This is a genomic window from Marinobacter sp. SS13-12, assembly GCF_030227115.1.
Taxonomy (GTDB): domain Bacteria; phylum Pseudomonadota; class Gammaproteobacteria; order Pseudomonadales; family Oleiphilaceae; genus Marinobacter.
Genome location: NZ_JASSUA010000001.1, coordinates 2,517,318 through 2,542,525, shown reverse-complemented (window position 1 = coordinate 2,542,525; position 25,208 = coordinate 2,517,318). Strand labels below are relative to the sequence as shown.

At 57.2% G+C, this 25,208-nt stretch carries 27 protein-coding genes and 3 tRNA genes; 8 read left to right on the top strand and 22 right to left on the bottom strand.

Annotated elements, in window-relative coordinates; translation table 11 throughout:
• Window positions 1-16: 16 nt before the first annotated feature.
• Window positions 17-1,027, bottom strand: coding sequence for a zinc-dependent alcohol dehydrogenase (locus tag QPL94_RS11660; RefSeq protein WP_285357496.1), 1,011 nt, complete (start codon window positions 1,025-1,027; stop codon window positions 17-19).
• An 82-nt stretch (window positions 1,028-1,109) separates the two neighbouring features.
• Here QPL94_RS11660 and QPL94_RS11655 point away from each other — a divergent pair, with 82 nt between their 5' ends.
• From QPL94_RS11655 to QPL94_RS11630, 6 genes are all read left to right on the top strand, one after another.
• Complete coding sequence (locus QPL94_RS11655) at window positions 1,110-1,832, top strand: CDP-alcohol phosphatidyltransferase family protein (RefSeq protein WP_285357495.1); 723 nt, start codon at window positions 1,110-1,112, stop codon at window positions 1,830-1,832.
• Window positions 1,829-2,443, top strand: a complete 615-nt coding sequence (locus tag QPL94_RS11650; protein ID WP_285357494.1) for a YceI family protein — start codon at window positions 1,829-1,831, stop codon at window positions 2,441-2,443. The genes QPL94_RS11655 and QPL94_RS11650 overlap by 4 nt, the downstream gene beginning before the upstream one ends.
• Window positions 2,444-2,575: 132 nt before the next feature.
• Window positions 2,576-3,646, top strand: coding sequence for a hypothetical protein (locus tag QPL94_RS11645; protein ID WP_285357492.1), 1,071 nt, complete (start codon window positions 2,576-2,578; stop codon window positions 3,644-3,646).
• Window positions 3,647-3,675: 29 nt separating this feature from the next.
• Window positions 3,676-4,761, top strand: coding sequence for a hypothetical protein (locus tag QPL94_RS11640; RefSeq protein ID WP_285357489.1), 1,086 nt, complete (start codon window positions 3,676-3,678; stop codon window positions 4,759-4,761).
• Window positions 4,762-4,901: 140 nt separating this feature from the next.
• Window positions 4,902-5,858, top strand: a complete 957-nt coding sequence (locus QPL94_RS11635) for a DMT family transporter (RefSeq protein WP_285357488.1) — start codon at window positions 4,902-4,904, stop codon at window positions 5,856-5,858.
• Between the two features lie 55 nt (window positions 5,859-5,913).
• Window positions 5,914-5,990: transfer RNA gene (locus tag QPL94_RS11630), tRNA-Val, on the top strand.
• A gap of 95 nt (window positions 5,991-6,085) precedes the next feature.
• Here QPL94_RS11630 and QPL94_RS11625 read toward each other — a convergent pair.
• On the bottom strand, window positions 6,086-7,075 hold the full coding sequence (locus QPL94_RS11625) for an aldo/keto reductase (protein ID WP_285357487.1): 990 nt from the start codon (window positions 7,073-7,075) through the stop codon (window positions 6,086-6,088).
• Between the two features lie 239 nt (window positions 7,076-7,314).
• Here QPL94_RS11625 and QPL94_RS11620 point away from each other — a divergent pair, with 239 nt between their 5' ends.
• Window positions 7,315-8,163: a nidogen-like domain-containing protein gene (locus QPL94_RS11620; RefSeq protein WP_285357486.1), complete on the top strand. Its 849-nt coding sequence runs from the start codon at window positions 7,315-7,317 to the stop codon at window positions 8,161-8,163.
• A gap of 72 nt (window positions 8,164-8,235) precedes the next feature.
• On the opposite strand, the gene QPL94_RS11615 is transcribed toward QPL94_RS11620, so the two are convergent.
• The 7 genes from QPL94_RS11615 to QPL94_RS11585 all read right to left on the bottom strand — a co-directional run bounded on the left by QPL94_RS11615 (window position 8,236) and on the right by QPL94_RS11585 (window position 14,191).
• The gene (locus QPL94_RS11615) at window positions 8,236-9,243 is read right to left on the bottom strand and encodes an NAD-dependent epimerase (RefSeq protein WP_285357482.1); all 1,008 of its coding nucleotides are present in this window, start codon (window positions 9,241-9,243) and stop codon (window positions 8,236-8,238) included.
• 20 nt (window positions 9,244-9,263) lie between these two features.
• On the bottom strand, window positions 9,264-9,992 hold the full coding sequence (locus QPL94_RS11610; RefSeq protein ID WP_285357481.1) for a TIGR04219 family outer membrane beta-barrel protein: 729 nt from the start codon (window positions 9,990-9,992) through the stop codon (window positions 9,264-9,266).
• 34 nt (window positions 9,993-10,026) lie between these two features.
• Window positions 10,027-10,740, bottom strand: a complete 714-nt coding sequence (purC, locus tag QPL94_RS11605; RefSeq protein ID WP_285357479.1) for a phosphoribosylaminoimidazolesuccinocarboxamide synthase — start codon at window positions 10,738-10,740, stop codon at window positions 10,027-10,029.
• 45 nt (window positions 10,741-10,785) lie between these two features.
• Entirely contained in the window at window positions 10,786-11,817 is a 1,032-nt protein-coding gene (gene bamC, locus QPL94_RS11600; protein WP_285357477.1) for an NlpB/DapX family lipoprotein, read from the bottom strand.
• A gap of 103 nt (window positions 11,818-11,920) precedes the next feature.
• Window positions 11,921-12,796 (bottom strand): 4-hydroxy-tetrahydrodipicolinate synthase, encoded by an 876-nt coding sequence (dapA, locus tag QPL94_RS11595; RefSeq protein WP_285357475.1) that lies wholly within the window; start codon window positions 12,794-12,796, stop codon window positions 11,921-11,923.
• 72 nt (window positions 12,797-12,868) lie between these two features.
• Window positions 12,869-13,933 carry an AI-2E family transporter gene (locus QPL94_RS11590; protein WP_285357473.1) on the bottom strand — a complete coding sequence of 355 codons (1,065 nt, stop codon included), beginning with the start codon at window positions 13,931-13,933 and terminating at the stop codon, window positions 12,869-12,871.
• Between the two features lie 30 nt (window positions 13,934-13,963).
• On the bottom strand, window positions 13,964-14,191 hold the full coding sequence (locus QPL94_RS11585) for a sulfurtransferase TusA family protein (protein ID WP_137434706.1): 228 nt from the start codon (window positions 14,189-14,191) through the stop codon (window positions 13,964-13,966).
• A gap of 154 nt (window positions 14,192-14,345) precedes the next feature.
• On the opposite strand from QPL94_RS11585, the gene QPL94_RS11580 reads away from it, so the two are divergent.
• Window positions 14,346-15,824: a M48 family metalloprotease gene (locus tag QPL94_RS11580; protein WP_502881524.1), complete on the top strand. Its 1,479-nt coding sequence runs from the start codon at window positions 14,346-14,348 to the stop codon at window positions 15,822-15,824.
• A gap of 2 nt (window positions 15,825-15,826) precedes the next feature.
• On the opposite strand, the gene nadA is transcribed toward QPL94_RS11580, so the two are convergent.
• The 13 genes from nadA to ruvC all read right to left on the bottom strand — a co-directional run bounded on the left by nadA (window position 15,827) and on the right by ruvC (window position 25,203).
• Window positions 15,827-16,888 (bottom strand): quinolinate synthase NadA, encoded by a 1,062-nt coding sequence (nadA, locus tag QPL94_RS11575; protein ID WP_285357472.1) that lies wholly within the window; start codon window positions 16,886-16,888, stop codon window positions 15,827-15,829.
• A 148-nt stretch (window positions 16,889-17,036) separates the two neighbouring features.
• Window positions 17,037-17,112: transfer RNA gene (locus tag QPL94_RS11570), tRNA-Lys, on the bottom strand.
• A 67-nt stretch (window positions 17,113-17,179) separates the two neighbouring features.
• Window positions 17,180-17,255, bottom strand: a tRNA-Lys gene (locus QPL94_RS11565).
• Window positions 17,256-17,340: 85 nt separating this feature from the next.
• On the bottom strand, window positions 17,341-18,114 hold the full coding sequence (gene ybgF / locus QPL94_RS11560) for a tol-pal system protein YbgF (protein WP_285357471.1): 774 nt from the start codon (window positions 18,112-18,114) through the stop codon (window positions 17,341-17,343).
• Between the two features lie 12 nt (window positions 18,115-18,126).
• Window positions 18,127-18,705: a peptidoglycan-associated lipoprotein Pal gene (gene pal, locus QPL94_RS11555; protein ID WP_285357470.1), complete on the bottom strand. Its 579-nt coding sequence runs from the start codon at window positions 18,703-18,705 to the stop codon at window positions 18,127-18,129.
• Window positions 18,706-18,778: 73 nt separating this feature from the next.
• Window positions 18,779-20,032: a Tol-Pal system beta propeller repeat protein TolB gene (gene tolB / locus QPL94_RS11550; RefSeq protein ID WP_285357915.1), complete on the bottom strand. Its 1,254-nt coding sequence runs from the start codon at window positions 20,030-20,032 to the stop codon at window positions 18,779-18,781.
• Between the two features lie 89 nt (window positions 20,033-20,121).
• Window positions 20,122-21,162: a cell envelope integrity protein TolA gene (gene tolA, locus QPL94_RS11545; RefSeq protein WP_285357469.1), complete on the bottom strand. Its 1,041-nt coding sequence runs from the start codon at window positions 21,160-21,162 to the stop codon at window positions 20,122-20,124.
• Window positions 21,163-21,183: 21 nt separating this feature from the next.
• Entirely contained in the window at window positions 21,184-21,630 is a 447-nt protein-coding gene (gene tolR, locus QPL94_RS11540; RefSeq protein WP_285357466.1) for a protein TolR, read from the bottom strand.
• A 43-nt stretch (window positions 21,631-21,673) separates the two neighbouring features.
• The gene (gene tolQ / locus QPL94_RS11535; protein WP_285357462.1) at window positions 21,674-22,363 is read right to left on the bottom strand and encodes a protein TolQ; all 690 of its coding nucleotides are present in this window, start codon (window positions 22,361-22,363) and stop codon (window positions 21,674-21,676) included.
• A 14-nt stretch (window positions 22,364-22,377) separates the two neighbouring features.
• Window positions 22,378-22,821 carry a YbgC/FadM family acyl-CoA thioesterase gene (locus QPL94_RS11530; RefSeq protein WP_285357461.1) on the bottom strand — a complete coding sequence of 148 codons (444 nt, stop codon included), beginning with the start codon at window positions 22,819-22,821 and terminating at the stop codon, window positions 22,378-22,380.
• A complete protein-coding gene (ruvB, locus tag QPL94_RS11525) occupies window positions 22,814-23,842 on the bottom strand; it encodes a Holliday junction branch migration DNA helicase RuvB (protein ID WP_137434716.1) in 1,029 nt (342 codons plus the stop codon). Before ruvB ends, QPL94_RS11530 begins: the two co-directional genes overlap by 8 nt.
• Window positions 23,843-23,985: 143 nt before the next feature.
• Window positions 23,986-24,618 (bottom strand): Holliday junction branch migration protein RuvA, encoded by a 633-nt coding sequence (ruvA, locus tag QPL94_RS11520; protein WP_137434717.1) that lies wholly within the window; start codon window positions 24,616-24,618, stop codon window positions 23,986-23,988.
• A gap of 54 nt (window positions 24,619-24,672) precedes the next feature.
• Window positions 24,673-25,203: a crossover junction endodeoxyribonuclease RuvC gene (gene ruvC / locus QPL94_RS11515; protein WP_285357458.1), complete on the bottom strand. Its 531-nt coding sequence runs from the start codon at window positions 25,201-25,203 to the stop codon at window positions 24,673-24,675.
• Window positions 25,204-25,208 lie beyond the last annotated feature (5 nt).

Sequence of the window (25,208 nt, the reverse complement as noted above, 5' to 3'; positions counted from 1 at the left end):
CTGCAGATGAATGAATTCAGTGGCAGTTGTAGACAATACGATGGCACAGGGTTTCAGACGCACAGACGCTGGCACTGCCCGCGCCACCAGCGAGTAATGCCATGGCCTCTGGCAGTGATTCAAAGGGGCTTTCCCCGGTGATGAGGTTGTCGAGGACTTCGTCCCTTAACAGATCCAGTGCCAGAGACATGCGGTCGCGGTACTGCCAGCGTGGCACCTGTAACGGATGAAGATGACCAACCTGGCTTGAACGAATGGTCAGGCGCCGGGAATGAAAGGCGTGGCCAAGGGGCAAGGGCACAGTCTGCGCGCCGTACCAGCTCATTTCAATAATGCGCCCTTCCATACCGGCCAGGCCCAGGGCGGTTTCAAGACCTGCGGGCTGGCCACTGGCGTGGATAACCAGGTCATGGTCGTTATGCTCGCAATGGGTCTGAAAATCGAGCCCCAGGGATTCAGCCACAGCCTGGCGGCCGGGGTTGGTGTCCACAGCTTTGACGCGGGTGCCCGGTATCCGGCTGGCAAGCCATGCCACCAGCAGTCCGACAACCCCAAGGCCCACCACAGCAATCCGGTCCCCGATCCGGGGCGCGGCATCCCAAAGGCCATTCACCGCTGTTTCCATATTTGCCGCCAGCACTGCCCGACCAGGCGGCAACCCCTCTGGCAGAGGCACAACCGCAGAAGCCGGCACACGATAAGCCGTCTGGTGTGGAAACAGGCAAAACACGAACCGACCGTGCAGATCATCTGGGCCAGACGTTACCTGCCCGACATTGGCATACCCATACTTGACCGGAAATGGAAAGTCACCTTCCTGAAACGGTGCCCGCATGGTGTGGAACTCGGACTCCGGCACCTGATTGGCAAACACCAGCGCTTCGGTTCCGCGGCTGATGCCCGAATACAGCGCCTGTACTTCGACCGCGGGGTTATCTGCGGTTACTGTAGACGGGGGATGATGGTCAAAGGTGGCCTCACGGATGGCCCCTTCCAGGGGACCGGTGACCCAGAATGCGTTTGTCATATCGTCTGTTTCCTTACAGCGCACGTAAGCAACTATAGTTCATAGAGAATGGTGCATAGAAGAGCACATACGCAGAGGTTTGATGATGGATTCCCGAACCCGGACATTTCACCTGCCTGTCGCCGCAGATCTTGCCTGGGGCGCTGGCCTGACTGCCCTGCTGGTTGCGGGCGCCGGCATCGGGTTCCGGATGCCCCCGGGGTTCTATGGTATAGCGGCGTTGCTGTATCTGGCCATCGCTCTACCCATAATCCGTTGCTGGCCTGCGGGGCAGGATTTCGGCTGGGCCAACCGTGCAACCCTCGTGCGTACCGCCATGATTGTGCTGTTGGTAAGCCTGGCGCCCTTTATCGCGGGCCTCGGGAACTGGTTGTGGCTTTACGGGGCTCTGTGTTTGCTGGCCTTGATCCTGGACGGGGTTGATGGGGCCATCGCCCGGGCCACCCACTCCACAACCACTTTTGGTGCCCGTTTCGACATGGAGCTGGATGCACTGTTTATCCTGGGGCTCTGTGTTGCCGTGCTTGTACTGGAAAAAGCCGGCATCTGGGTACTGGCACTGGGCTTGATGCGCTATGCCTTTGTGGCCGCCGGCCAGTGGCTGGATTTCATGAACCAGCCACTGCCTGAAAGCTTTCGACGTAAAACCGTGTGTGTCTGGCAAGTGGTGACCCTGATGGTTGCCATACTGCCTGTCGCCTCCACGGCTTTTGCAACCTGGACACTCGCGACCGCTCTGGCGCTGCTGTGTTATTCGTTTCTTACGGATCTGCGCTGGCTTTATAAAACAGGGAGACAGCCATGAAAACCTTTCTTTCAACTGCGGTCATTTCCACCACTACGGCCGTCACTCTGGCGCTGGCCACTCCTGCGGCGCTGGCTGAACCGGAAACCTATGTGATTGATGACGAGCATTTCTCCATGGCTTTTGAAGTCATGCATATCGGTTACGCACCGGTGATGGGCATGTTCCGGGATGTGGAAGGCCAGTTTGAGTACGACGAGGAAGAGAAACAACTCACCTCCGGCAAGCTGACGTTCAAAAGCAAAAGCGTGTTTACCAACCACGACAAAAGGGACGACCACCTGCGCAAGGACGACTTTCTCAACAGCGGTAAGTTCCCCGATATCACCTTTGAAGTGACCGGGTTCGAATCCACTGGAGACAACACCGGCATTGTCACCGGCGAACTCACACTGCTGGGCCAGACCCGCTCTGTGGACGTGGACGTTACCCTCAATAAATCCGCTGAATACCCCATCGGCCATGAAGACTACACCCTTGGCATGACGGCAGAAACCACCATCAAACGCAGCGAATGGGGCATGACCTACGGCATCGAGGATGACCTGGTGGGCGATGAAGTTCGCCTGCGGTTTGGCCTGGAAGCGGTGCGGGATTCCGGCTGGCTCTGAAAGCTGTGACAGGCATCACAGGCTGGACACATTTTGTTACACAATCGGGGCAAATTTTTGCCAGAACCAAATTTGGCCCGTTATGTTAAGAGGACAACACTATAAAAAAATGCCACCAACAAGGATCGGATGATGCCACTGCGGGCTCTGTTGACCCTTACAATCATTGTATCCGGCGCTATCGGGCTCGGGTACCTGCTGGCGGCTGAAAACCCGGGCCGCTTCGCCTGGATAACCGGCGCCAACCATGCAGAACCGCTCCCCGACGCTTCCGAATCGCAAGTACCTGCCCTGGACAGCAGTTCATCTCCTCCCCCGAAACCAGAGCCACCTGATAATGCGGTTGGCTTCATGCTGGCCAGCGCTGCGAATCAGTACACTCAGAATATCCGCTATCCCGAGTATTCCATCCCGCTTTCGGAAGACCAGGCCCAAGCCTACAGGGGCAATCGGTTTGAACCGGTGGAGCTGCCCCTTGAAGGCGACGGACGATTTACCGTCACGCTTGAAAAGTATCGTTTTGTGCAGGACGAAGACATTCTTGTGGTGGCCACCATTACCGGTTCATCGGTGGTCTCCGACCGCCTGGAGGTCACACTGGAGTCCACGGAGTCCCGCCAACAGCACGCCAGCTCTTCACTACAGAATGATTCGGGGGACAGCTATTACGAGGGTGTGATCAGTGCCGATGCAGAGCCGGGCGAATATCGCCTGATTGTCGAAGCCAGTGTCGACGGCAAGCCGGTGCGCCATGCCTCCACCCTGACCATTGAGCCGGATCTTGGCGAATTCGATGGCCTGGGAAGCCCCCGTGTCAGCAACAATGACCTGGTGATACCGGTTCACTTTGACGCCAATGAGCCCGGTTTCTACGCCCTGGCCGCCCAGCTCTACCACAACGGCCGTGCAGTGGCGCAATTACAGGCCGAGAAGCGGTTGGATGGAACCACCGACACCCTGGAGCTGAAGGCCCACGGCTCGGTTCTGGCCAACCGGGAGATCACCGGGCAGCTGGAACTGCGTAACCTGCAGATCCGTCGCCTGCCGGCCAGGCCCGGCGACCGCACAGATTATGGCTTCGGGCCCGATGAGGGCTATTCCTTTACGCCGCCGGATCTGGACGGGCTCACCGACAGCCCGGCGAGCGACCCCGAATCAGAGCAGCGTGCCGCCCTGCTTCAAAAACTGGCGGACAAGTTCTGATACAACAATAAAACAAAGACGGAGCTTTTATGAAAACAAGAAAACGAAGTGCCTGTAAGACCGCTCTCGCGGTCGCCATAGCCGGCGGACTGTTTGCCGGTAACGCCCAGGCCCAGCTGGCCGGCCACAACGTGGTTCTGGTTCACGGGTTCCAGCAGGAAGACCTGGCCAACCCACCTGCCAACCTCGACGCAGTAAAGAGCGCCGGCGAGGACTACTGGCGAACCTTCTGGTTATCCCGTTCCGACGCCCGGATTGACTGGGGCAGCAATGGCCGGGTGGAAGGCAATATCGCTCAGCAGGCTTACGAGCAACTGCGGCAGATCAGCCAGCAGGGCCTGTGCAACGACTACTGCATTGTGGTTTCCCATTCCACTGGTGACCTGGTCACTCGCTACCTGCTGGAGAACCAGGCGCGCTGGCTTCAGGCCGAAGGGCTTCAGCCCCTGAGGATCCTGGCTGCCATTGACTACTCCGGTGCCGGCGGCGGAACCGAGCTGGCGGACCTGGCCATGAGTATTGCCTACAACGACAGCTGGTATAACTGGCCACTGAAACAGGCGGTCCGTGCCTTCACCGGCATCGAACCGGAGCCAGGCAAGCTCGGCGTGGTGAATGATCTGCAAACCAACGCCGCACGCAACCTGGCAGTGAGCCCCAACAACATTCCAAGGTTGCGGTTTGTGGCCGGTGGCTCGTCCTACGGGGGCATCACCAAGCCGTTCATTGCCGGTACCGATGACGGCGTGGTTCCCACCCACTCAGCCTGTGGCGCCACCTCCAGTAATGGCATCGACTCGTGCAGCTCCAACCTCAGCATGGCGGGCAAGGTGTCCAGCCAGAACGGCCCGTCTGGCCTGTATTACAACCACTTCCCGATCCTGATGAACGAAGGCGTTTCCCACAGCGGTGTTCTGGGATCGGAAACCGGCAATATCTCGGTGCCAGTAGTGAACAATACAACCCTGAACGGGCTTCAGGTGGACTTCGCCAGCCGCACGTACAACAAGCGCGCCTGGTGGCAATGGTGGGGTTCCGGTGACCGCTACGTAGAGGTGCCCGGCTCTGACCAGACCGACATGTCGACGCTGGTCTACAACACGCTCAAAAACTGATAGAAACAACCAAAGGGCTCACCCGCCCACAGGAGTATCAACCGGCTCACGGAAGAGCCATTTTCACCCTTCCATGATAAACTCCGCCGCTGTCCCGCTCATTGGCCGGGCCCAGTCGATCTTCTGCAAGGCGGTTGTGAATGCCCCTCTCGAACACCCATAAATCCGACCTGTTGCTGGTTGTTGTTACCCTGATGGCCGCTATCAGCTGGATGTTTTCCAAAGAAGCGGTATTGCTGATGCCGCCATTGATGTTTATGGCCCTGCGATTCCTGCTGGCAGGCTCCGTGCTGGCGGCAATTGCCTGGCCATCGCTGAGAAGGCTGAGCCTGGACCAGGTCAAGCGGAGTGCCGGCGTGGGGCTGGTGTTCGGTGTTGCCATGAGCTGTTGGGTGATGGGGCTGTTTCACGCGACTCACGTTGGAGAAAGCGCCTTTCTGACCAGCCTGGGTGTGGTGATAGTACCGGTGATTGCCCGCGTGGTCTTCCGGGAAGAACAGCCCCTGAGCACATGGCTTGCGATTCCGGTGGCTGTAGGCGGGCTGGCGCTTCTTTCGCTGAAAAACGGATTCCGGCCGGAGATTGGGCAGCTCTTCTTTGTAGGTGCGGCCTTTATTTTCGCACTGTACTTCACACTCAACACCAGGGCCGCCAACCAGCGCACTGTGGTCAACCGCAAGGGCGAGGCGGTGGAAAAGCACCGCGTACCTGCCCTGCCCCTGACCAGCATCGCCCTGCTCACTGTAGGTGTCGTTACACTGATTGAATCCACCATCCTTGAGCCCTGGACACCAACCCTGGAGAACTTCACCGGCATGCTCGCCATGTGGATCATCGCCAGCGCCGTCATCGGCACCGCGGGCCGTTTTCTGATTCAGACCTACGCCCAAAGCCTGTCCGCCCACAGCCATGGGGTGGTGATTCTGGTGCTGGAACCGGTGTGGGTCGCTCTGTTTGCGGCAGGATGGTTCAGCGAAACCATGTCCGCCACCCAACTGGCGGGCTGCGGGCTGATATTCCTGGCCCTGCTGATCAACCGCTGGGGAGTGATCAGCAGGGCGGTAAAAGGCTGGACCAGAAAGCAGAAAACCGCCTGAAAGAGGTTGACCACGCCCATCGGAATCAGTATATTTCGTCCCCGTTGCAGGACACAGGACCATAGCTCAGTTGGTTAGAGCGCTGCCTTGACATGGCAGAGGTCGGCAGTTCAAATCTGCCTGGTCCTACCATTCCTGCCAGACATTCCACAAAAAAGCCGCTGATGGATATTCCTCAGCGGCTTTTTTGTGTCTGGTCGCCCCGGGGGAGCTCCAGCGTGCCCCTGTTACCGGGATGGTGGCGCCATGAACTCGGGCCCGACGGGATCCTTAATGCACCTGGTCAGAATCTCGTCAATCGCGTCAAACGCTTCCCTGTCCAGCGACCAGCCTTCGATATCACCAACCGGATCAAGCTGCTCTGGCCGCCTTGCGCCCCATAGGGCTGTTGTGACACCCGGCTGATCAACCAGCCAGCGAAGCGCCAATGCCAATACATTTTTCTGATAACGCTCACGGGCAAAGGTGTCCAGTTCCGCCACGGCGCTCAGGTATTGGCGATAACGTTCGCCCTGGAACTTGGGATCGTTCTTTCGCAGATCGTCGCCGGTAAACTCGGTATCTTCCCGCATTTTTCCGGTCAGCAGACCACGGCACAGGCCACCGTAAGTGATGGTTGCAATACCGTGTTCCCGGCAATATGGAAGGACGTCCTGTTCGATCTCCCGTTCGAAAAGATTATAGGGAGGCTGCAGACTGTGCAGGGGCACAATTTTGCTGAATGCTTCCATCTGGGCAGGGGAGAAATTGCTGACACCAATGGCGCGGATCTTTCCCGCCTGATAGAGGTTCTCCATTGCCCGTGCAGTCTCTTCCACGGGTGTCTGCGGATCCGGCCAATGGATCTGATAGATGTCGATCCGATCCGTTTGCAGGCGTTTCAGCGAATCCTCAACTTCCCGCTCTATGCGAGCTGCGGTAGCATCACGCCAGACCTTGTCATGATCCTCGTTCCAGTTCAGGGCAACCTTGGTGGCCAGCGCTACCTGATCGCGTCGCCCATCGGCCAGGGCTTTACCCACAATTTCCTCTGAACGCCCGAATCCGTATACAGGCGCGGTATCTATCAGCCCGATACCCTTGTCGATCGCCCTGTGAATGGTGTCAATGGACTGGGCTTCATCAGTGCCGCCCCACATCCAGCCACCGATGGCCCAGGTGCCCAGGCCGACCGGTGTCACCTGAATATCTGTGTTTCCGAAAGATCGGGTATCCATAATTCCTCCCTCATGTTCGAAAATCTCACGGTATCACCCAACACTCGTTTGCCAAAGGTTTGCTGCGTGAGTATGTCAGGTTTTATTACAGTACTCATGACAGGAACTTCAGAGATATATGACTTACTCCTACAAATCAATGAGTTGCATTCTTGGTGTCATATTTGCAACTCGACGACAAGCGATAGAACTATTCATCGCTTGTAGAGACCAGTCAGTAACAAATAAGGATATTTAAAATGGATAGGTTTTTAGCAAAAGCGCTAAGTGTCACTGCACTTTCTCTTACCATTGGGCTGTCATCGTTGGCAGTACCCGCAGGCGCGCATGCTGCCGCCATCGTTTCAGGATTCAATACCAATACCCTCGCCCGCAACGACGACGGCTCGGATGGCCCCGTTAATATTGGCTTTACCGCCAACTTTTTCGGCATCGAACATAACGAGCTGTATGTTAATAACAATGGCAACGTGACCTTCGGTTCCGATCTCTCGACCTTCACACCTTTTGACCTGACCTCAACCGGCCAGCAGATCATTGCACCCTTCTTCTCCGACGTCGATACAAGGTCCGCTGGCGAACCAGTCACCTATGGTACCGGCATGTACGAAGGGCGTGATGCGTTCGGGGTGAACTGGATTGATGTCGATTACTACCCCAGCAATACCGCCCATACAAACCGCAATAGTTTCCAGTTGATTCTGGTGGATCGATCCGATATTGCCAGCGGTGATTTCGACTTCATTTTCAACTATGACCAGATAGAGTGGGAAGCGGGCACAGCCAGTGGCAGCGATCCGGATGGTCTCGGTGGAAGCTCTGCCCGGGTCGGGTATTCAAATGGTACCGGAGATCCGGGAACATTTTTTGAGTTATCCGGCTCGGCGGTTAACGGCGCCTTCATTGATGGCGGCCCTAACGCCTTGATATCGAGCCGTCTGAATTCGGATGTTGATGGCCGTTATGTGTTTTCAGCACGTAGTGGCGGCGTTGACAACCCGGTTCAGGTACCCGAACCGGGTTCTCTTGCCCTGCTCGGCATTGGATTGGCCGGCCTTGGCTTTGTGCGTCGCCGGCGCACTCTCTGATCACGGGTAGACCTGAAGAAAAGTAAAACGGCGACCTTGCAGGTCGCCGTTTTTTTATTGCTGACTGCTTTCTCAAACCTTATAGAAGTCCCGATACCAGTCCACAAAGTTGGCAATGCCCTCTTCCACCGTGGTAGACGGTTTGTAGCCAACATCGCTGATCAGGTCGTCCACATTGGCGTAGGTGGCCGGTACGTCACCCGGCTGCAGGGGTAGCAGATTTTTCTCCGCCTTCTTGCCAACGCGCTCTTCGATGATTTCAATGAAGCGGGATAATTCTACCGGGTTGTTACTACCGATGTTGTACAGGCGGTAAGGCGCCTTGCTGGTGCCCGGATCCGGCTTTTCGCCGCTCCACTGGGGGTTGGCCGTGGCAACGTTGTCCAGGGTTCTGATAACCCCTTCCACGATGTCATCGATGTAGGTGAAGTCCCTTCTGTGATTGCCGTGGTTGAACACGTCAATGGGCTCACCTGCCAGGATTTTTTTGGTGAAGATGAACAGCGCCATGTCCGGACGACCCCAGGGGCCATACACGGTAAAGAACCTCAGGCCGGTGGTAGGCATGTTATACAGGTGGCTGTAGGTATGGGCCATCAGCTCGTTGGCTTTCTTGGAGGCCGCATACAGGCTCAGGGGGTGGTCCACGTTGTCATGCACGGAGAACGGCATGGTTTCGTTGGCGCCGTATACGGAGCTGCTGGAAGCGTACACAAGGTGCTTCACATCATTGTGGCGACAGCCCTCAAGGATGTTGGTAAAGCCCACCAGGTTGGCGTCGATATAGGCATGGGGATTTTCCAGAGAATACCGAACGCCCGCCTGGGCTGCCAGGTGAACCACCCGTTCCGGCTTTTGCTCCCGGAACAGCGCTTCCATGGCAGATCTGTCTGCCACATCCTTGCGGACTTCGGTGAACCCCGGCTTACAGGTCAGGCGTTCCAGGCGCGCTTCTTTGAGAGTGGGATCGTAGTAATCATTGACGTTATCCACGCCGATCACTTCATCACCGCGGTCAAGCAGCCGATGCGCCAGATGGGAGCCGATAAAGCCCGCCGTACCCGTAACCAGAATTTTCAAAGTCGTTTCTCCCTGTTCCTTCAGAAGGTCAGCCCGGCACTCACAAACGGGCCACCCAGTTCAATATCCAGACGGTCGTCGCTGTCTTCGTAATCGATGCTGATCTGGCGATAGCCGGCGCGAAGCTGCAACAGCGATACTTCGTACTGGCCATAGGCGTTGTAGTCGTAGATCGAATCGCCGTCGAAGCTGATCAGGTTGGCTTCGCCGCCCACAGAAACGCCGGTGAATGGCAGGTCAAAACGGGCTGCAAGGTAGCCCATGGGGACAACACCATTGATCTCGGTCTTGCTGACGCGACCGTTGGAGACTTTCTCGCGTACGATCAGCTCGCCATCAAGATCGCGAGCGGTAATCCCGAGATCCAGGTTCGCCCAGTTATCCAGTACTTCATAATAGAGGGTGACGTCGAACTGTGTCAGATCCAGGTCCGAATCTACATCTCCGGAAACCAGGTCATACTGGGTGGACACTTCGCCACTGCCGCTTTGCTCAATCCGGGTATAGTTCAGACGTACGTTTGGCAGCAACGGCACCGGGTGCTCAAAATAGGCACTCAAATTAGCGTTGGTGTCACTGTCAAGATTCAGGTCGTTCTCAATATCGACTACATCGTTATTTTTTCCGGCCTTGCCGGACAAATCAGAATCCCAGTAGCTGATGTTGGCACCCACACCGATCACATCGGCAGAGACCGCGGGAGCGGCAATAATCAGTGAGCCGCCGAGGGCGAGAATCAATTTACGCATATGACACCTGTTTCTGTTTGTTGGTTGTGACGCATCAGTCAAAACTGATACCGAGCCGACGACCCACCTCTTCGTAAGTCTCGATTACATCGCCCAGTCCCTGACGAAAACGGTCCTTGTCCATTTTCTTGCGGGTTTCCCTGTCCCAGATACGGCAGCCATCGGGGCTGAACTCGTCCCCGAGGACTATCTCACCGCCTGCGCGGCCGAATTCAAGTTTATAGTCCACCAGCAGCATGCCGGCTTCGTCGAACAACGCCTTGAGAACATCGTTCACCTGATACGTCAGTTCTTTCATTCTGGCAAGTTCGTCGGCGTTCGCCCAGCCAAAACTGACCGCCAGTGACTCATTCACCATGGGGTCGTGCATGGCGTCATTTTTCAGGAACAGTTCGAAGGTGGGCGGATTCAGTTCCAGCCCTTCTTCCACCCCCAGGCGACGACAAAGGCTACCAGCAGAAATATTCCGGACCACGCACTCCACCGGGATCATGTCCAGCTTCTTGACCAGCGACTCGGTATCAGACAGCAGGCCTTCAAAGTGAGTGGGAACACCGGCCGCTTCCAGTTTTTCCATGATAAAGGCATTGAAGCGGTTGTTGACCATGCCCTTGCGGTTCAGCTGCTCTTTTTTCTCACCATCGAACGCGGACGTATCATCGCGAAACACCATAACGAAACGATCGGGATCGTCGGTGCGGTAAACAGATTTGGCCTTGCCTGCGTAAAGTTCTTCACGCTTTTCCATCTCGGGTCTCCGGGTGCACCCGCACTGCGCGGGTACTGCTTGCTATTAGTAAAGGTATTCGAACAGTTCGGACAACAGCTCCGGGGATCGGTCATCGCCGGTATAGTCCTCGGCGCGGTTGACTGTCACCACGATATCGCTCCCGCTTTCGTCCAGCCGCACGTCAAAGCTGTGTTCAGGCTCGGGATCGTCGGAGAACCAGCTGAACCAGCCGGGCTCGCGCTCTGATTCCGGTCGGAAGTCTACGAAGAAATAGCCCTCGTCGCGGTTCAGATCCACTACCGGCACGCCGGCTTCATCCAGTGAGCGCCTCACCTCTGCCCAGGCACGACCATAATCCAGGCTCATGACGATCTGCTGCGGAGTGTCATCGTCTGACACCAGGCGGACAAGCGGCTCACTGACCATGCCCAGCGCAGCGCGAGAGTAGGATTTGCTGTCTTCGCGGTTCTTCAGGTGCTCTGCCAGATCATCCAGCAGAACCTTGCTGGTGCTTAGCTGCTCCTCGCTGCGCCGGTCGCGGTCGCCCCATGGGAGCAGCTCGTCCGGATCATCCTCAACCTCGAAGGTGCGGAACTGGATCTCGGTGGTTTTGCGCCGAACACCCGGTGCAATGCGCGCCTGCACCACAATCCGGGCCTCCTGACCGTCCGGGTTGTCCGGAAGCTCAAGCAGCTCCCTTGCCTGTTTGCTGAAGTTGACAAGCTCACTCTGAATCAGCCCCAGTTGAGGGCTGTCATGGGCCACACCAAGCCCATTCTCGTTCATATAGGTGGTCACCGCTGGCCACAGCCTGCCCGGCACATCGTTTACCAGCAGCCACACCTGACCGTCCAGTTCCTCGACAACGTAATTCTCATCGAGGATGTCGGAGGTCATGTCGGGAGGATTAGGAATGCTGTCACGGTACATGCGACCAGAATCCGCGGCGTTGATCTCACGGATGGGCATCACCTGTGTGAACTTCCCCTCATCCGCGGATGGCGGGAGTTTCAGCGGTGTACCTTCGGGTTCGTCAACGTAGCGCTCGGATCGGTCTTCAATAAAGCTACAGCCAGCGAGGGCCAAAACAAGCATCAGGCCCGAAAGGGGCCTGATGAAATGTGCGGATCTTGTGTTTTCTGTCCTGAACCTAAACGCCATCAGGCGACTCCAGTTACGATAGATGATACAGCCCGACTCAGAGTACGCCAGAGGCTCTCAATGCTTCTTCCACTTCGTCGTGGAACTTGTCGCTCAGCGGGGTAAGCGGCAGGCGAATGCCCTCACCAATCATTCCCATTCGATGCAGGGCCCATTTCACGGGAATGGGATTCGCTTCGAGGAAGAGCTTCCGGTTCAACGGCATCAGCAGTTCATTGAGCCTGTCGGTTTCCTCCTGATCACCTGCGATAGCCGCTTCACACAGTGCCGCCATGGCTCGGGGTGCAACGTTGGCGGTTACCGACACATTGCCTTTGCCGCCGGCCAGCATAAGCCCGGCTGCGGTTGCGTCATCACCGGAGTAGACCACCAGCCGCCCTTTGACGGCTTCGATCAGCTCGGCGCCGCGGGGAATGTTGCCGGTGGCATCCTTGATGCCGATGATGTTCGGGATGTCTGCAAGGCGTTCAACGGTTTCATTGAGCATGTCGCAGGCTGTACGCCCGGGCACGTTGTACAGGATCTGGTTAACCGGAACCGCTTCGGCGATGGTCTTGAAGTGGCGGTAAAGCCCTTCCTGAGTAGGCTTGTTGTAATAGGGTACAACCAGCAGGCAGGCGTCCGCACCCAGCTTGTGGGCTGCTTCGGTCAGCTCTATGGCTTCACGGGTGCTGTTGCCACCGGTACCGGCAATAACCGGGATGCGGCCATTAACGCGTTTTATGATGTGCCCGATGACCCGCATGTGTTCGTCCGGGTCCAGCGTTGCGGATTCACCCGTCGTACCAACAGCCACGATGCCATGTGTCCCGTTGTCCAGATGAAAGTCCACCAACGTATCAAGCTGCTCCCAATGGATGCTGCCATCGGAATGCATGGGCGTGACCAATGCGACAAGGCTACCCGTAATCATAAAAGCTCCGTACGAATAAAAACGATATGGTAATGTTGGGCACCCACTGACACAAGGGAATTAAAGGAGTTGTCATGTCGGTGCCTGCTGATCTTTCACCGGCCAGGCCGAGAATATGGCCTTGAGCATGGTTGCCAGGGGGATCGCAAAGAAAACGCCCCAAAGCCCCCAGATACCACCGAAGAACAGGACTGCAATAATAATAGCCACAGGATGCAGGTTGTTCACTTCCGAGAACAATACCGGCACCAGAACATTACCGTCCAGCGCCTGGATGATGCCATAGGCCACCATGACCCAGATAAAGTCACTGCCCCAGCCAAAGGCAAACAGGGCAATCATGGCAACCGGAATGGTGACAACCGCAGCGCCGATATAGGGAATAACGACACTCAGGCCGACCATCAGGGACAGCAAGGCCGCATAGGGCATACCCAGTAACTTGAAAGATACATAGGTTACCCCGCCCACAATAAGAATCTCCACCGCCTTGCCCCGTACATAGTTGGCACACTGCAGATTCACTTCATTCCATATTCTGACCATCATCGGGCGCTGGGACGGCAGCATGCGGGAGATGGAATCCAGAAGAAAGCGGCGGTCCTTGAGGAAGAAAAACACCAGGATCGGCAACAGCACCATGTAGATCAGCAGGGCAACCAGATCAGGAATGCTGGCCAGCGAGAACGACACCAACCACTGGGTCATCCGTCCGGCTTCGGTGGTCACCTGATTGTAGATGGTGTTGATACCCTCCATGGAGATCAGCGTGGGATACTGTTGGGGAAGCACCTCCAGGTAGGACTGCATTTCCCGGAATATGCGTGGAGCTTCGCCGGCAAGAGAGGTCACCTGGGTCCAGATCAGTGGCAGCAGACCGAACAGGAACCCGATCAGAACACCAAGAAATATCAGGAACACCCCGATGATAGAGACGATTTCCGGGACACCCATCTTGTTAAGCTTGGTAACCAGTCCCTGCAGAATGAATGCAACGATGACTGCGGCAATGGCGGGAGCCAGCATGGCGCCGAACAGAATGACAAAAACAATCCCTGCCAATATCAGCAGGAAAAGAATGACGGCTTCTTCATCTGAAAAGTATTTGTGGGCCAGACCACGTAAAATTCTGATCATGAACAACTCCGAATGGTCACCACTGCAGGCTTAGCCGCCGCACTTTATCACAAAGGTGAAGTTACCACCCTGTTCGGATGAACTGACCAGCTCATGGGCAGACAACCTGAGAAACGCGGGAATATCCCGAGCCGACCCGGCGTCGGTGGCAATCACTTCCAGCTCCTGGCCGGGGGACATGCTGTTCAGTTCGAGCTTGGTTTTGAGTAACGGCATGGGGCAGCGAAGCCCCGATGCATCAAGTGTTCGATCAGCCATGACAACCAGATACCCGTATGGTCAAAAGAAGAGCCGGCATTATGCCGACAGTGTTACTTTAATGCATCACAATCGTAACGGGCCACACAGAAGCGAACTTTCAGTGGCACAATGCTGTCTGACGAAATCACATGACAAGGGACACTGCCCATCCATGACCCCGACAGATCGAAGCCCTGCGCCCTGGCAGGGAGTAGTGGCATTCACGCTGATGCTATTGGTGACCGTGTTTTCAGGTGGAGCGCTGGCCCAATCCCCGGACAGCACCCTACCCTCCATCGGTGGAGCCGGTGGCGGGCTGATTTCCGGCCAGCAGGAAGCCGATATCGGCCGCCAGGTCATGACGTCTATCCGCCGGTCGGCGCCGCAGATCACCGACCCGCTGGTCTACGACTATCTCAGCTCGATTATTTACCAGCTGGTTCCGTCTGCACCGCTTTCCAGCAGTGACCTCACGCTGGCCATTATCGACAGCCCGGACATCAACGCGTTTGCGGTGCCGGGCAACATCGTCGGCGTTAACGGTGGCTTATTCCTGAACGCCAGCAGTGAGCAGCAGTTTGCTTCGGTACTCGCCCACGAACTGGCACACCTGAGCCAGCGTCATTTTGCCCGGCGTCTTGAGCAGCAGGAAGCCAGCGCGCCGTTGACGATTGCCGGCATGATCGCGGGTATCGTATTGTCAGCGGTGACCCAGTCGGACATCGGAATAGCCGCCATTGCCGGCACCCAGGCACTGGCAATACAGAACATGCTTGCCTACAGCCGCGCCCACGAGCAGGAAGCCGACCGTATCGGCATGGAAATACTGGCCGATTCAGGCCTCGACCCGAGGGGCATGCCGGAAATGTTCGAAATCATGATGCGCCAGAACCGGCTCCAGGGAAATCGGGTGCCAGAGTATCTGTCTACTCACCCACTTACCCAGAGCCGGGTTTCTGACACCCGCAATCGTGCCGAGCAATACCCTCGCCGGGATGTGGTCGACGCCCAGGAATACCACCTGGTTCGAGCACGCCTCCAGGTACGCTACGCCAAGTCGCCGCAGGTGGCGGTGGAGACCTTCCGGGATTACCTGGAGCGCCCGGATACCGAAAAACCCGATGCGGTACGCTACGGGCTTGCCGTGGCCTTGCTGAACGCCGGCAACTACAACGACGCAATCACCGAACTTGAGCGGTTGCTTGAGAGCACACCGGGGCGAATTACCTACCAGGTCACCCTGGCGGAAGCCCTGATTGAACAGGGGCAGCTTGAACAGGCCCGCAGCCTGCTGGCAGAGGCGCTGGACCGGAATCCGGGCAACTATCCCATTACCGACATGCTGGCCCGGGTGGAAATCGAGGACGGTAACGGAAAACGTGCCGCGGATTATCTGCACCAGTTGACACGGGAGTTACCACAAAAAGAGCACCTGTGGCTTCGGCTTGCGGAGGCCGAGGGAATGGCCCGAAATATTGTGGGTGTTCACCGGGCCCGTGCCGAGCACGACATTCTGATGGGAGACCTGGAGTCAGCCCAGCGTCAGTTGCGCCAGGCCCAGGAACGGCTGCCAGCTGGCGCGCCTCTCAGGCAGGTCGTTACCGAACGCCTGTCCCAGGTGTCGGCCAGGCTCAACCAGCAGCGCAGCTGATTTCAGGCGTTGCCGGCGGCCTTCAGATTCATGTTGGCGGTGAAATCCAGCATCCTGTGCAGAGGCTTCAGAGCCTTTTCCCGCAGCTCAGGGTCCACGTGGACTTCCTGGTCTCCGTTTTCGATGACCGACAGCAGGTTCTCCAGCCCGTTCATGGCCATCCACGGACAGTGAGCGCAACTGCGACAGGTGGCACCGTTTCCGGCGGTGGGAGCTTCGATCAGGGTCTTGTTGGGCGCCAGCTGCTGCATCTTGTAGAAGATACCGTTGTCCGTCGCCACAATGAACTGCTCATTGGGCAGCGTCTGTACCGCGTGAATCAGTTGTGACGTGGACCCCACCACGTCGGCCATTTCCACCACGGCGTCCGGGGATTCCGGGTGAACCAGTACGGCGGCGTCCGGATACAGTGCCTTGAGATCCTCCAGCCCACGATATTTGAATTCTTCATGAACGATACAGGAGCCATCCCACAACAGGACGTCAGCCCCGGTGGTCTTCTGGACATAATGGCCAAGGTGTTTGTCCGGCGCCCAGAGAATCTTCTCACCACGGGCGTCCAGTGATTCCACAATTGCCTGGGCGCAGCTGGAAGTCACCACCCAGTCGGCCCTGGCCTTCACGGCGGCGGAGGTGTTGGCGTACACCACTACGGTTCTGTCCGGGTGCTGATCGCAAAACTCGGCAAATTCGTCGGCCGGGCAACCAATATCAAGAGAACAGGTGGCTTCCAGGGTTGGCATCAGAACCCGTTTTTCGGGGTTGAGAATCTTCGCGGTCTCGCCCATAAAGCGTACACCAGCGACGACAACGGTTGATGCGTCGTGCTGATTGCCGAAACGGGCCATTTCAAGGGAGTCCGCCACACAGCCACCGGTTTCCTCCGCAAGGCGTTGAATATCCGGGTCCGTGTAATAATGCGCTACGAGCACTGCATCCTGGGCCTTCAGGGCGGCTCGGATACGGGATTCCAGATCGGCTTTTTCTGCCTCACTGAGGCTCTTGGGCTCAGCCTGGTGTGCCAGGTGCTCCTGAACCAGAATACGGTCTTCACCTCGTGTCATCACTGCATCTCTATATTTCGTCAACGTGCGGAGTATATCACTTCGGGTCGGTTACGTTCCCTTCCCACAGATGTATGACCGTACAGCCAAAAAAAAAGAGCCCTGAGGCTCTTTTTTTCAACAGAAAGCAATTTGCTGCCTGTTTTTTTGGTGGGTCGTGAAGGATTCGAACCTTCGACCAATTGGTTAAAAGCCAACTGCTCTACCAACTGAGCTAACGACCCGCAACTACCAGCCCGTTTCCGGACCCGGAACCAATCGATGAACTATCCCACCGCTTCGTTCGCAATTTGGTGGGTCGTGAAGGATTCGAACCTTCGACCAATTGGTTAAAAGCCAACTGCTCTACCAACTGAGCTAACGACCCAAACGAGGCGCATATAGTAATGATTTTTCAGCGCCGATCAACCCCTAATTCCCAGGTTTCTCAACATTCTTCACGCCAACGGAAATCAGGTACTACCGGAATCCAGATACTTTTGTGCCAGCTTTGCGGCACTGGTATCCGGGTAATCCTCAACCACGGTTTCCATGCGTGACCGGGCCTGGTCCTTGTTACCCAGCCGATCCAGTGTGACACCAAGCTTGTACACCGCGTCCGGAGCCTTGCGATGATCCCCGTAACGGGTGGCGACGATGGTGAACGCCTGACGGGCCTGCTCAAGCTGATTCTCGACCAGATACACCTCACCCAGCCAGTAATAGGCGTTTACAGTAAGGTCGCCCTCTTCGTACTCATCAATAAAGTCATACAGCCCGTTAATGGCCTGGTCGTAGTTCTTGTCCTGATGAATAAGCGTCTGGACCTTGTCATAGGCGCGTCGTTCGTCGTCAGAAGGTTGACGGTAGATTCTGGTTTTTACTCCGGAACTGCCCCCTCCGGCATCAGAATCACTGGCAGCGGAACTAGGCGCCGGTGCTTCAGCCACTTTTTCAGAGAGCTTCAGGATCCGCTGGTCAAGATCAATATAGCGGTCACGCGATTGCTTGGTCAGACGGTCAATCAGGTTTTGCTGCTCTTCGACCCGCCCCTGCAGCCGGCGAAGTTCGCCCTGCAATTGCTGGATCATGTAAAACAGCTCTGCGTTGGCCTGACTGTTACCGGCCTTGCGCTCGGCTTCCGACGAATTGTCCTGGAACATCGGAGAAACGGATTGCGCCAGGGCGCTACCCGCCGGCCCTAAGGCCAGCGGGAGCAGCACTGTCGCCATGAGCAGATGTCTCATGGGGTTCGCCTGTTACTGGAAAACAAGTTCAACGCGACGGTTCTGGGCCCATGCGCTTTCACTGGAACCCATAACGGCCGGCTTCTCTTCACCGTAGCTGATGGTTTCCATCTGGCCACGTGATGCGCCGTTCACGATCAGGAAGCGCTCAATGGCGTTGGCGCGACGCTCGCCCAGTGCCAGGTTGTACTCCTTGGTGCCACGCTCGTCGGCGTGACCTTCAATGCGTACATTCCGGCCAGGGTTGGCCTGCAGATAGCGGGCGTGGGCAACCAGCACTTCACGGGCTTCAGACTTGATCTCGGCGGTGTCAAAATCGAAGTAGAAGGTGGTGATTTCACGCATCGCTTCTGCTTCGGCGCGTTCGGCACGGGCTTCAGCGGCACGGCGCTGCTCTTCAGTCATTTCCGAGGAGGATACGCCACCCTCATCATCACCGCCGTAAACTGTGCTGCCGCCTTCCTGATCTACAGCAGATACATCAGAGCCATAGGCGCCATCTTCAGTGGTATCACCCGTACTGCTACAACCGGCGATCAGGCCCAGGGACAGAGCCATGGCAAACAATTTGTGGTGAGCTGCTAGTTTCATAATCATTTCCTTCCTTTTTGACAGTCTGTAGTACTTGAATAAGAACGAATCTGTTGAGTCCGGAGTTCCGGTTTTACCGAACGATCGGCGACCATGCCGGATCGCGCACATCACCCTCCGAGGCCGGCAGACTATAGGCCGCGCCGCCGTCTGCGGCAATTACAGTTAGTACACTGTTGGCGCCCTGCTTTGTTGCATAGATCAGCATCCGGCCGTTTGGCGAAATACTGGGTGACTCATCGGAGCCGGTGCGAGTCAGGATTGTCTCTTCCTCCGTCCTCAGGTCGGTCCGGGCTATGTGGAACGAGCTGTCCCGCTGATGCACATAATAGACGTATTTACCGTCATTGTCGGCGCGCGGCCGGGCATTGTAGCGGCTGCCAAAGGTAATCCTGCGGGGCGCCGCTTCCTCGCTGGACTTATGATAAATCTGGGGCCCGCCGGATCGGTCAGAGGTAAAGAAGAACCCCCCCCCGGTATGATCCCAGGTAGGCTCGGTATCAATGGACCAGTGGTTGGTGAGTCTTTTCAATGAACGGCTCTGAATATCCATCCTGTAGATTTCCGCGTTGCCATCCTTCGACAGCGTAAGCAGAATTGAGCGGCCATCCGGCGAAAAAGCCGGTGCCGAGTTCAGGCCGGGGAAGTCGGCAATCCGGGTGCGATTGCCCGATGAAAGCTCATGAATGTAAATAGCCGGCTTGCCGGTTTCGAACGACACGTAGGCAAGTTTCTCCCCATCCGGTGACCAGGCTGGAGAGAGGATGGGCTCATCACTTTCCAGTCGTACCCGCGCCCGCTTGCCATCCACGTCGCTGACCTGGAGACGGTACAGTGGTTCACTACCGGAGCGTTGCAGCGTGACGTAGGCCAGCTTGGTGGAAAATGCCCCGGGCACACCGGTAATGGCTTCGTACACGCGGTCACTGATGTGATGGGCCAGGCTTCGGGTGCTGTTGACCGAGGAAGAAGCTGTTGCCCCCATGATCCGCTCTTCACGATTTACATCGAACAGTTCGTAGCGCGCCTCGACCTTGTCGCCCTTGCGTGTCAACTGACCGACCAACACATAGCGTTGGCCAAGCAGCCGCCAGTCGCGGAAGTACACGTCCTCGCCTTTCGAAGGCAGGCTGAGCATTTTTTCCGCAGGCAGAGGGCGGAATTCACCAGTCATGGAGAGATCGTCCTGCACAATACTGCTTATCTTGTCGCCCGCCGGCAAGACTCCGGTCTCTGAAAAGGGAACGACGGCTACCGGAATGGCAGAGTCTGCCCCCTCGGTAATCCGTATCAGCAATTCGGCACTGGCCGGGCTGCTTCCGATCATTACGGCAATCGCCAACAACCATGTCACTGCAGCTCCTGAGAGCTGTCTGCCTGTACTTGTCCGGTTCGTCATCTGTGGTCCCATCATCCTTATCTTAACCGCCGGGGATTGAACTCAATCGTAAACTGGCGGAAATAGCGTTCAAATGTGTCACGATCATCCGGAATTGGATACCGGTTCAGCGATTTCACTGCCCCCAATGCCGAGTTATCAAACGCGGTGTTACCACTGCTGGAGACAAGCTTTACCGACGCAAGTTCACCGGTGGGTAGCAGGGTTATCTGCAACCTTGCGGTCATTTCCTCGGTTGCCGACGACGGTGGATACCAGGCCTGGCTTAGCCGCTCACGAATCAACGCCTGGTATTTCTGGCTTTCCGACAACATCTGGGTTTCGCGTGCTTTTGCTGCAGCCGCTTCGCGGCGCTCCCGCTCCTCGGCTGCGCGCTCCTGTTGCGCCTGATCCGCCAGGGCTTCCAGTTGCTGCTCTTGCAGACGACGCTCACGCTCTTTGCGTTTGCGCTCGGCTTCCAACCGTTCCCGTTCTTCCCGTGCCTTGCGCTCCGCCTCTTCTTGCTTACGCTGCTCTTCGGCCCGCCGTTTTTCTTCGGCGGCCTTGCGGGCAGCTTCTTCCTGGCGGCGCTTCTCTTCCTCGGCTTTCTGGCGTTCACGTTCCTTCGCTTCTGCCTCGGCTTTCTGGCGGGCGGCTTCTTCCTCCGCCTTACGCTGCTGCTCCCGCTCGCGCTGCGCCTCTTCCTCCTGACGCTGACGTTCCTGCTCGCGTTCCTTTTCCTGCTGGATGCGACGCACCTCCTGGCGGGCACGCTCCTCTTCCTCGGCTTTCTGTCGCTCAGCCTCTTCCTGCCGCTGTTTCTCCTGCTCCTCCTGCCGCCGCTCTTCGTCCCGGTCAGGCTGGTCTACCGGTTCTGTGACAGGGCTGGGCTCGGGTTCGTTCTGGGTGACCAGTCGCGCAGAGATACTGGGCGGCTGCGGGTCATCCCTGGGAACAGACCAGGACCAGCCCGCCAATGCCACCCCCAGAACCAGCCCATGCATCAGGATGGACAGTGCGACAGGCGACTTCCAGGGTGGCTGCCCCGTACTGATTACATCACGCTCATGACCTCTCACAAAAACCTGCCTGCCCTGTGCTCACTCATCGTTGGTTGGTGCTTCGGTAATCAGACCCACATTGGTGGCGCCCGCCGCCTGCAACTGGGACATCAGGCGAACCACCGTACCGTATTCCACATGCTCGTCACCGCGCACCAGAACTTCGCGGTCGGTACGCTGGGACAGGATCTTGGAGATTCGCTCCCGTACATCGCCCAGCGACATCGGATCGCTGCTTTCGTCGCCTACATCCATGAAATACGCGCCATTGCTGTCAACCGACACCACAATGGATTCCACGTTCTTGTCGGACTGGATTGGCTCGGAGGTTGTTTCCGGCAAATCCACCTTGACACCCTGCGTCAGCATTGGCGCTGTCACCATGAAGATGATCAGCAGCACCAGCATCACGTCGATGTAGGGCACGACGTTAATCTCCGACATCGGCTTGCGGCGGTGTGCCGGCATCATTCCCATGCCTTTCATGTTCCTGTACTCCCGAAGGTCTGCCTGTTAACGACGACGCTCATCACGTAGCTGTTTGCTCGCTGCTGTGTACCCGGCGATGGAGAATGCTGGAAAACTCCTCGGCAAAGGTTTCGTAGTTCTTCAGCAATGCGTCCGAGATTGACGAGAACCGGTTGTAAGCGATAACCGCGGGAATCGCCGCGAACAGGCCCATGGCCGTGGCGATCAATGCTTCGGAAATACCCGGTGCGACCGTTGCCAGCGTGGCCTGTTGCACCTGTGCCAGCCCGCGGAAAGAATTCATGATGCCCCAGACGGTACCAAACAGACCCACATAGGGACTGGTGGAACCTACCGTTGCCAGGAATGGCAGGTGCAATTCCAGCCTTTCCTGTTCCCGGGAGAACGCTACACGCATGGCCCGCTGAGTGCCTTCCATAACGGCATCGGCATCACGGCTTTGCTGGCGCAGGCGCGAGAACTCCTTGAAGCCTGCACGGAACAGGGATTCCATGCCGGAAAACGGCGTGGGGTCGCTGTTCACTTCACGGTACAGCTGCCCCAGGTCCATGCCGGACCAGAAACGCTCCTCAAAGGCATTCTGCGCCTGCTTTGCCTTGCGGAACACCTGAAGGCGCTGGAAAATAAGCGCCCAGGAGACAATGGAAGCCAGGGCAAGCAACAGCATGACCAGCTGAACCAGCACCCCGGCATTGGCGATGAGATACCAAACAGAAACTTCTGACTCCACCTTTTACTCCTGGATTATTCCACTTGTGAATTGGTTTTCCGGTCGTTTTCCAGCAATTCCAGCATATTTTCGGGTAGCCGCCGGGGCCGGCCGGAATCCAGAGCGATACAGGCCACGCGAACATCCGCAGACGCCAGCACAGCCTCATCCGGAACCCTAACTACCAGCTGACGAAAATCCATCCAGACCCGGCCGAATGCCACCGGCTCTGCAGTCACCCGTAACTCATCGTCCAGCTTCGCCGGCGCCCCGTAATGAATGGACAGACGCTGGACCACATAACTGACATTATCCGCCAGCCCTGCCCGCAGGCCGACACCCCGGCTTCGCACCCACTCGGTTCGGGCACGCTCCATGTAGTGCAGGTATTTGGCATGGTACACAATGCCACCGGCATCTGTGTCTTCAATATAGACTCTGACCGGCAGGCCGGACGATGGCTCGTAACGATCAGTCAAAGAGGTCCTCCCCCTCCGGCCCGGACGGCACCACGCCAAAATGTTGATACGCACTGGAGGTCACCATTCGACCCCGGGGCGTGCGCAGCATATACCCCTGCTGAATCAGGAACGGCTCGAGCACATCTTCAATGGTACCCCGCTCCTCGCTGATAGCTGCCGCCAGGCTTTCAACGCCCACCGGGCCACCGTCAAACTTTTCAATCATCGCCAGCAGTAAGCGTCGGTCCATGTGATCAAAACCCAGGGCATCCACTTTCAGCATGTTCAGGGCCTGATCGGCAATGGATTCACTGATGCAACCATCCGCCTTTACCTCGGCAAAGTCACGCACTCGTCTCAGCAGACGGTTGGCAATACGGGGTGTGCCCCGGGAACGACGGGCGATTTCGTAGGCGCCGTTGTTGTCGATGGTGACGGATGACAGGCGTGCGGATCGAAGGATGATGTCGGTCAGATCCTTCGTGTTGTAGAACTCCAGACGCTGGACGATACCAAAGCGATCCCGCAGCGGTGATGTCAGCAGCCCGGCCCGGGTGGTCGCGCCCACCAGGGTAAATGGCGGCAGGTCCAGCTTGATGGAGCGTGCCGCCGGGCCCTCCCCGATCATGATGTCCAGCTGGTAGTCTTCCATGGCCGGATACAGAACTTCTTCCACGGCGGCGCTGAGGCGATGAATCTCGTCTATAAAGAGCACATCGCCTTCTTCCAGATTGGTGAGCATTGCCGCCAGGTCGCCGGCTTTCTCCAGCACCGGCCCGGATGTAGTCTTGATGGATACGCCCATTTCATTGGCGATGATATTGGCGAGAGTGGTCTTGCCCAGGCCAGGAGGCCCGAAGATAAGCACGTGGTCCAGGGCTTCCTGCCGCCCACGTGCTGCGGAGATGAAAATTTCCATCTGTTCCCGCACAGCGGGCTGGCCGACATAATCCGCCAGCACGCCGGGGCGGATAGCACGGTCCTGAACTTCCTCGTATTGTCCGGCCTGGGATGAAATCAGGCGATCCGATTCGATCATTGAACTACCCGCTCAGAGGGAATCAACAACATGTCTGTACACTCGTCTCGGGTTAATGGTGACCCAATTGTACAAACCGTTCTTTTGCTGTCACGTTACGCTCTCTACACAATACGCGCCACAACGCCCTGAAAGACGGACCGTTAACTGGCTGGAATCATATTACGCAGCGCCAGCCGAATCAGCTCCTGGCTCGACATGCCATCTTCAGCCACCTTGCTGATAGCCTTTGTTGCTTCCTGGGGCTTGTAGCCAAGGGCGATCAGGGCAGCCTCCGCCTCTTCCGCCGGATGATGACCCATTGCGCCCCCGGCACCCGATGCACCGGTGCTGACTGTCGCATTCGGCGACCCGGGCGTAAACTGACCTTCAAGTTGCCCTATACGATCCGTCATTTCAATAAGCAGCCGTTCGGCGGTTTTCTTGCCAACCCCCGGAAGCTTGACCAGCGCATTGGCGTCGCGGGCTTCAACACAACGGATAAACTGGTTGGCATCCAGCCCCGAGAGAATCCCTGCCGCGAGCTTGGGGCCCACCCCATTCACCTTGATCAAAAGGCGAAACAGGTCCCGGTCAAGTCGGGAAGAAAAGCCATAAAGGCTCTGGGCGTCTTCGCGGACCACAAAATGGGTATGGAGAACCAGCTCATCACCGGTTTCAGGCAGGTTAAAAAACGTGGTGTAGGGAATATCGACTTCGTAGCCCAGCCCGGCACATTCTACCAATGCCTGGGCAGGGGATTTCTCGATCAGGATGCCTCGGATACGACCAATCAACGGGTTTCTCCCTCGAATTCAATCTCGAATTCAATCTCGACTTCAATGAGTCTGTTATTGCCTTCTGACCCTGTTATTACGCACCTTGCCGCCGCCCCCGGTAGCCAGCCGCGCCATGCTCTGGCTCATGTGGGCGTGGCAGAGCGCAATACCCAGTGCATCGGCGGCATCCTCCTGGGGTTTGCGGGACAAGGCCAGAAGTACCTGAACCATGTGCTGTACCTGGGCCTTGTCGGCTCCGCCCTTGCCTACCACGGCCTGTTTGACCTGGCGGGCAGAGTATTCGTGCACCTCCAGGCCACTATTGGCGGCGGCAACAATCGCCGCTCCCCTGGCCTGCCCCAGCTTCAGCGCCGAATCCGGGTTACGGGCCATGAACACCTGCTCGATGGCAAACTCCCCCGGCCGGTACTCACCTATCAGCGTTGCCAGGCTGTGGAAAATGGTTTGCAGACGTTCCGCCATGGGTTTCTCGCCAACCCGGATGCAACCGCTGTCAATGTACTCAATCACCCGGCCTTCGGCCCGGATGATGCCGTATCCAGTGGTGCGTGAGCCGGGGTCGACCCCCATGATTATAGACACGTTGC

Coding starts and splice junctions, on each gene's coding strand:
- QPL94_RS11660 (WP_285357496.1), bottom strand. CDS start 1,027: ATGACAAACGCATTCTGGGTCACCGGTCCCCTGGAAGGGGCCATCCGT.
- QPL94_RS11655 (WP_285357495.1), top strand. CDS start 1,110: ATGATGGATTCCCGAACCCGGACATTTCACCTGCCTGTCGCCGCAGAT.
- QPL94_RS11650 (WP_285357494.1), top strand. CDS start 1,829: ATGAAAACCTTTCTTTCAACTGCGGTCATTTCCACCACTACGGCCGTC.
- QPL94_RS11645 (WP_285357492.1), top strand. CDS start 2,576: ATGCCACTGCGGGCTCTGTTGACCCTTACAATCATTGTATCCGGCGCT.
- QPL94_RS11640 (WP_285357489.1), top strand. CDS start 3,676: ATGAAAACAAGAAAACGAAGTGCCTGTAAGACCGCTCTCGCGGTCGCC.
- QPL94_RS11635 (WP_285357488.1), top strand. CDS start 4,902: ATGCCCCTCTCGAACACCCATAAATCCGACCTGTTGCTGGTTGTTGTT.
- QPL94_RS11625 (WP_285357487.1), bottom strand. CDS start 7,075: ATGGATACCCGATCTTTCGGAAACACAGATATTCAGGTGACACCGGTC.
- QPL94_RS11620 (WP_285357486.1), top strand. CDS start 7,315: ATGGATAGGTTTTTAGCAAAAGCGCTAAGTGTCACTGCACTTTCTCTT.
- QPL94_RS11610 (WP_285357481.1), bottom strand. CDS start 9,992: ATGCGTAAATTGATTCTCGCCCTCGGCGGCTCACTGATTATTGCCGCT.
- purC (WP_285357479.1), bottom strand. CDS start 10,740: ATGGAAAAGCGTGAAGAACTTTACGCAGGCAAGGCCAAATCTGTTTAC.
- bamC (WP_285357477.1), bottom strand. CDS start 11,817: ATGCTTGTTTTGGCCCTCGCTGGCTGTAGCTTTATTGAAGACCGATCC.
- dapA (WP_285357475.1), bottom strand. CDS start 12,796: ATGATTACGGGTAGCCTTGTCGCATTGGTCACGCCCATGCATTCCGAT.
- QPL94_RS11590 (WP_285357473.1), bottom strand. CDS start 13,933: ATGATCAGAATTTTACGTGGTCTGGCCCACAAATACTTTTCAGATGAA.
- QPL94_RS11585 (WP_137434706.1), bottom strand. CDS start 14,191: ATGGCTGATCGAACACTTGATGCATCGGGGCTTCGCTGCCCCATGCCG.
- QPL94_RS11580 (WP_502881524.1), top strand. CDS start 14,346: ATGACCCCGACAGATCGAAGCCCTGCGCCCTGGCAGGGAGTAGTGGCA.
- nadA (WP_285357472.1), bottom strand. CDS start 16,888: ATGACACGAGGTGAAGACCGTATTCTGGTTCAGGAGCACCTGGCACAC.
- ybgF (WP_285357471.1), bottom strand. CDS start 18,114: ATGAGACATCTGCTCATGGCGACAGTGCTGCTCCCGCTGGCCTTAGGG.
- pal (WP_285357470.1), bottom strand. CDS start 18,705: ATGAAACTAGCAGCTCACCACAAATTGTTTGCCATGGCTCTGTCCCTG.
- tolB (WP_285357915.1), bottom strand. CDS start 20,032: ATGATCGGAAGCAGCCCGGCCAGTGCCGAATTGCTGATACGGATTACC.
- tolR (WP_285357466.1), bottom strand. CDS start 21,630: ATGAAAGGCATGGGAATGATGCCGGCACACCGCCGCAAGCCGATGTCG.
- ruvB (WP_137434716.1), bottom strand. CDS start 23,842: ATGATCGAATCGGATCGCCTGATTTCATCCCAGGCCGGACAATACGAG.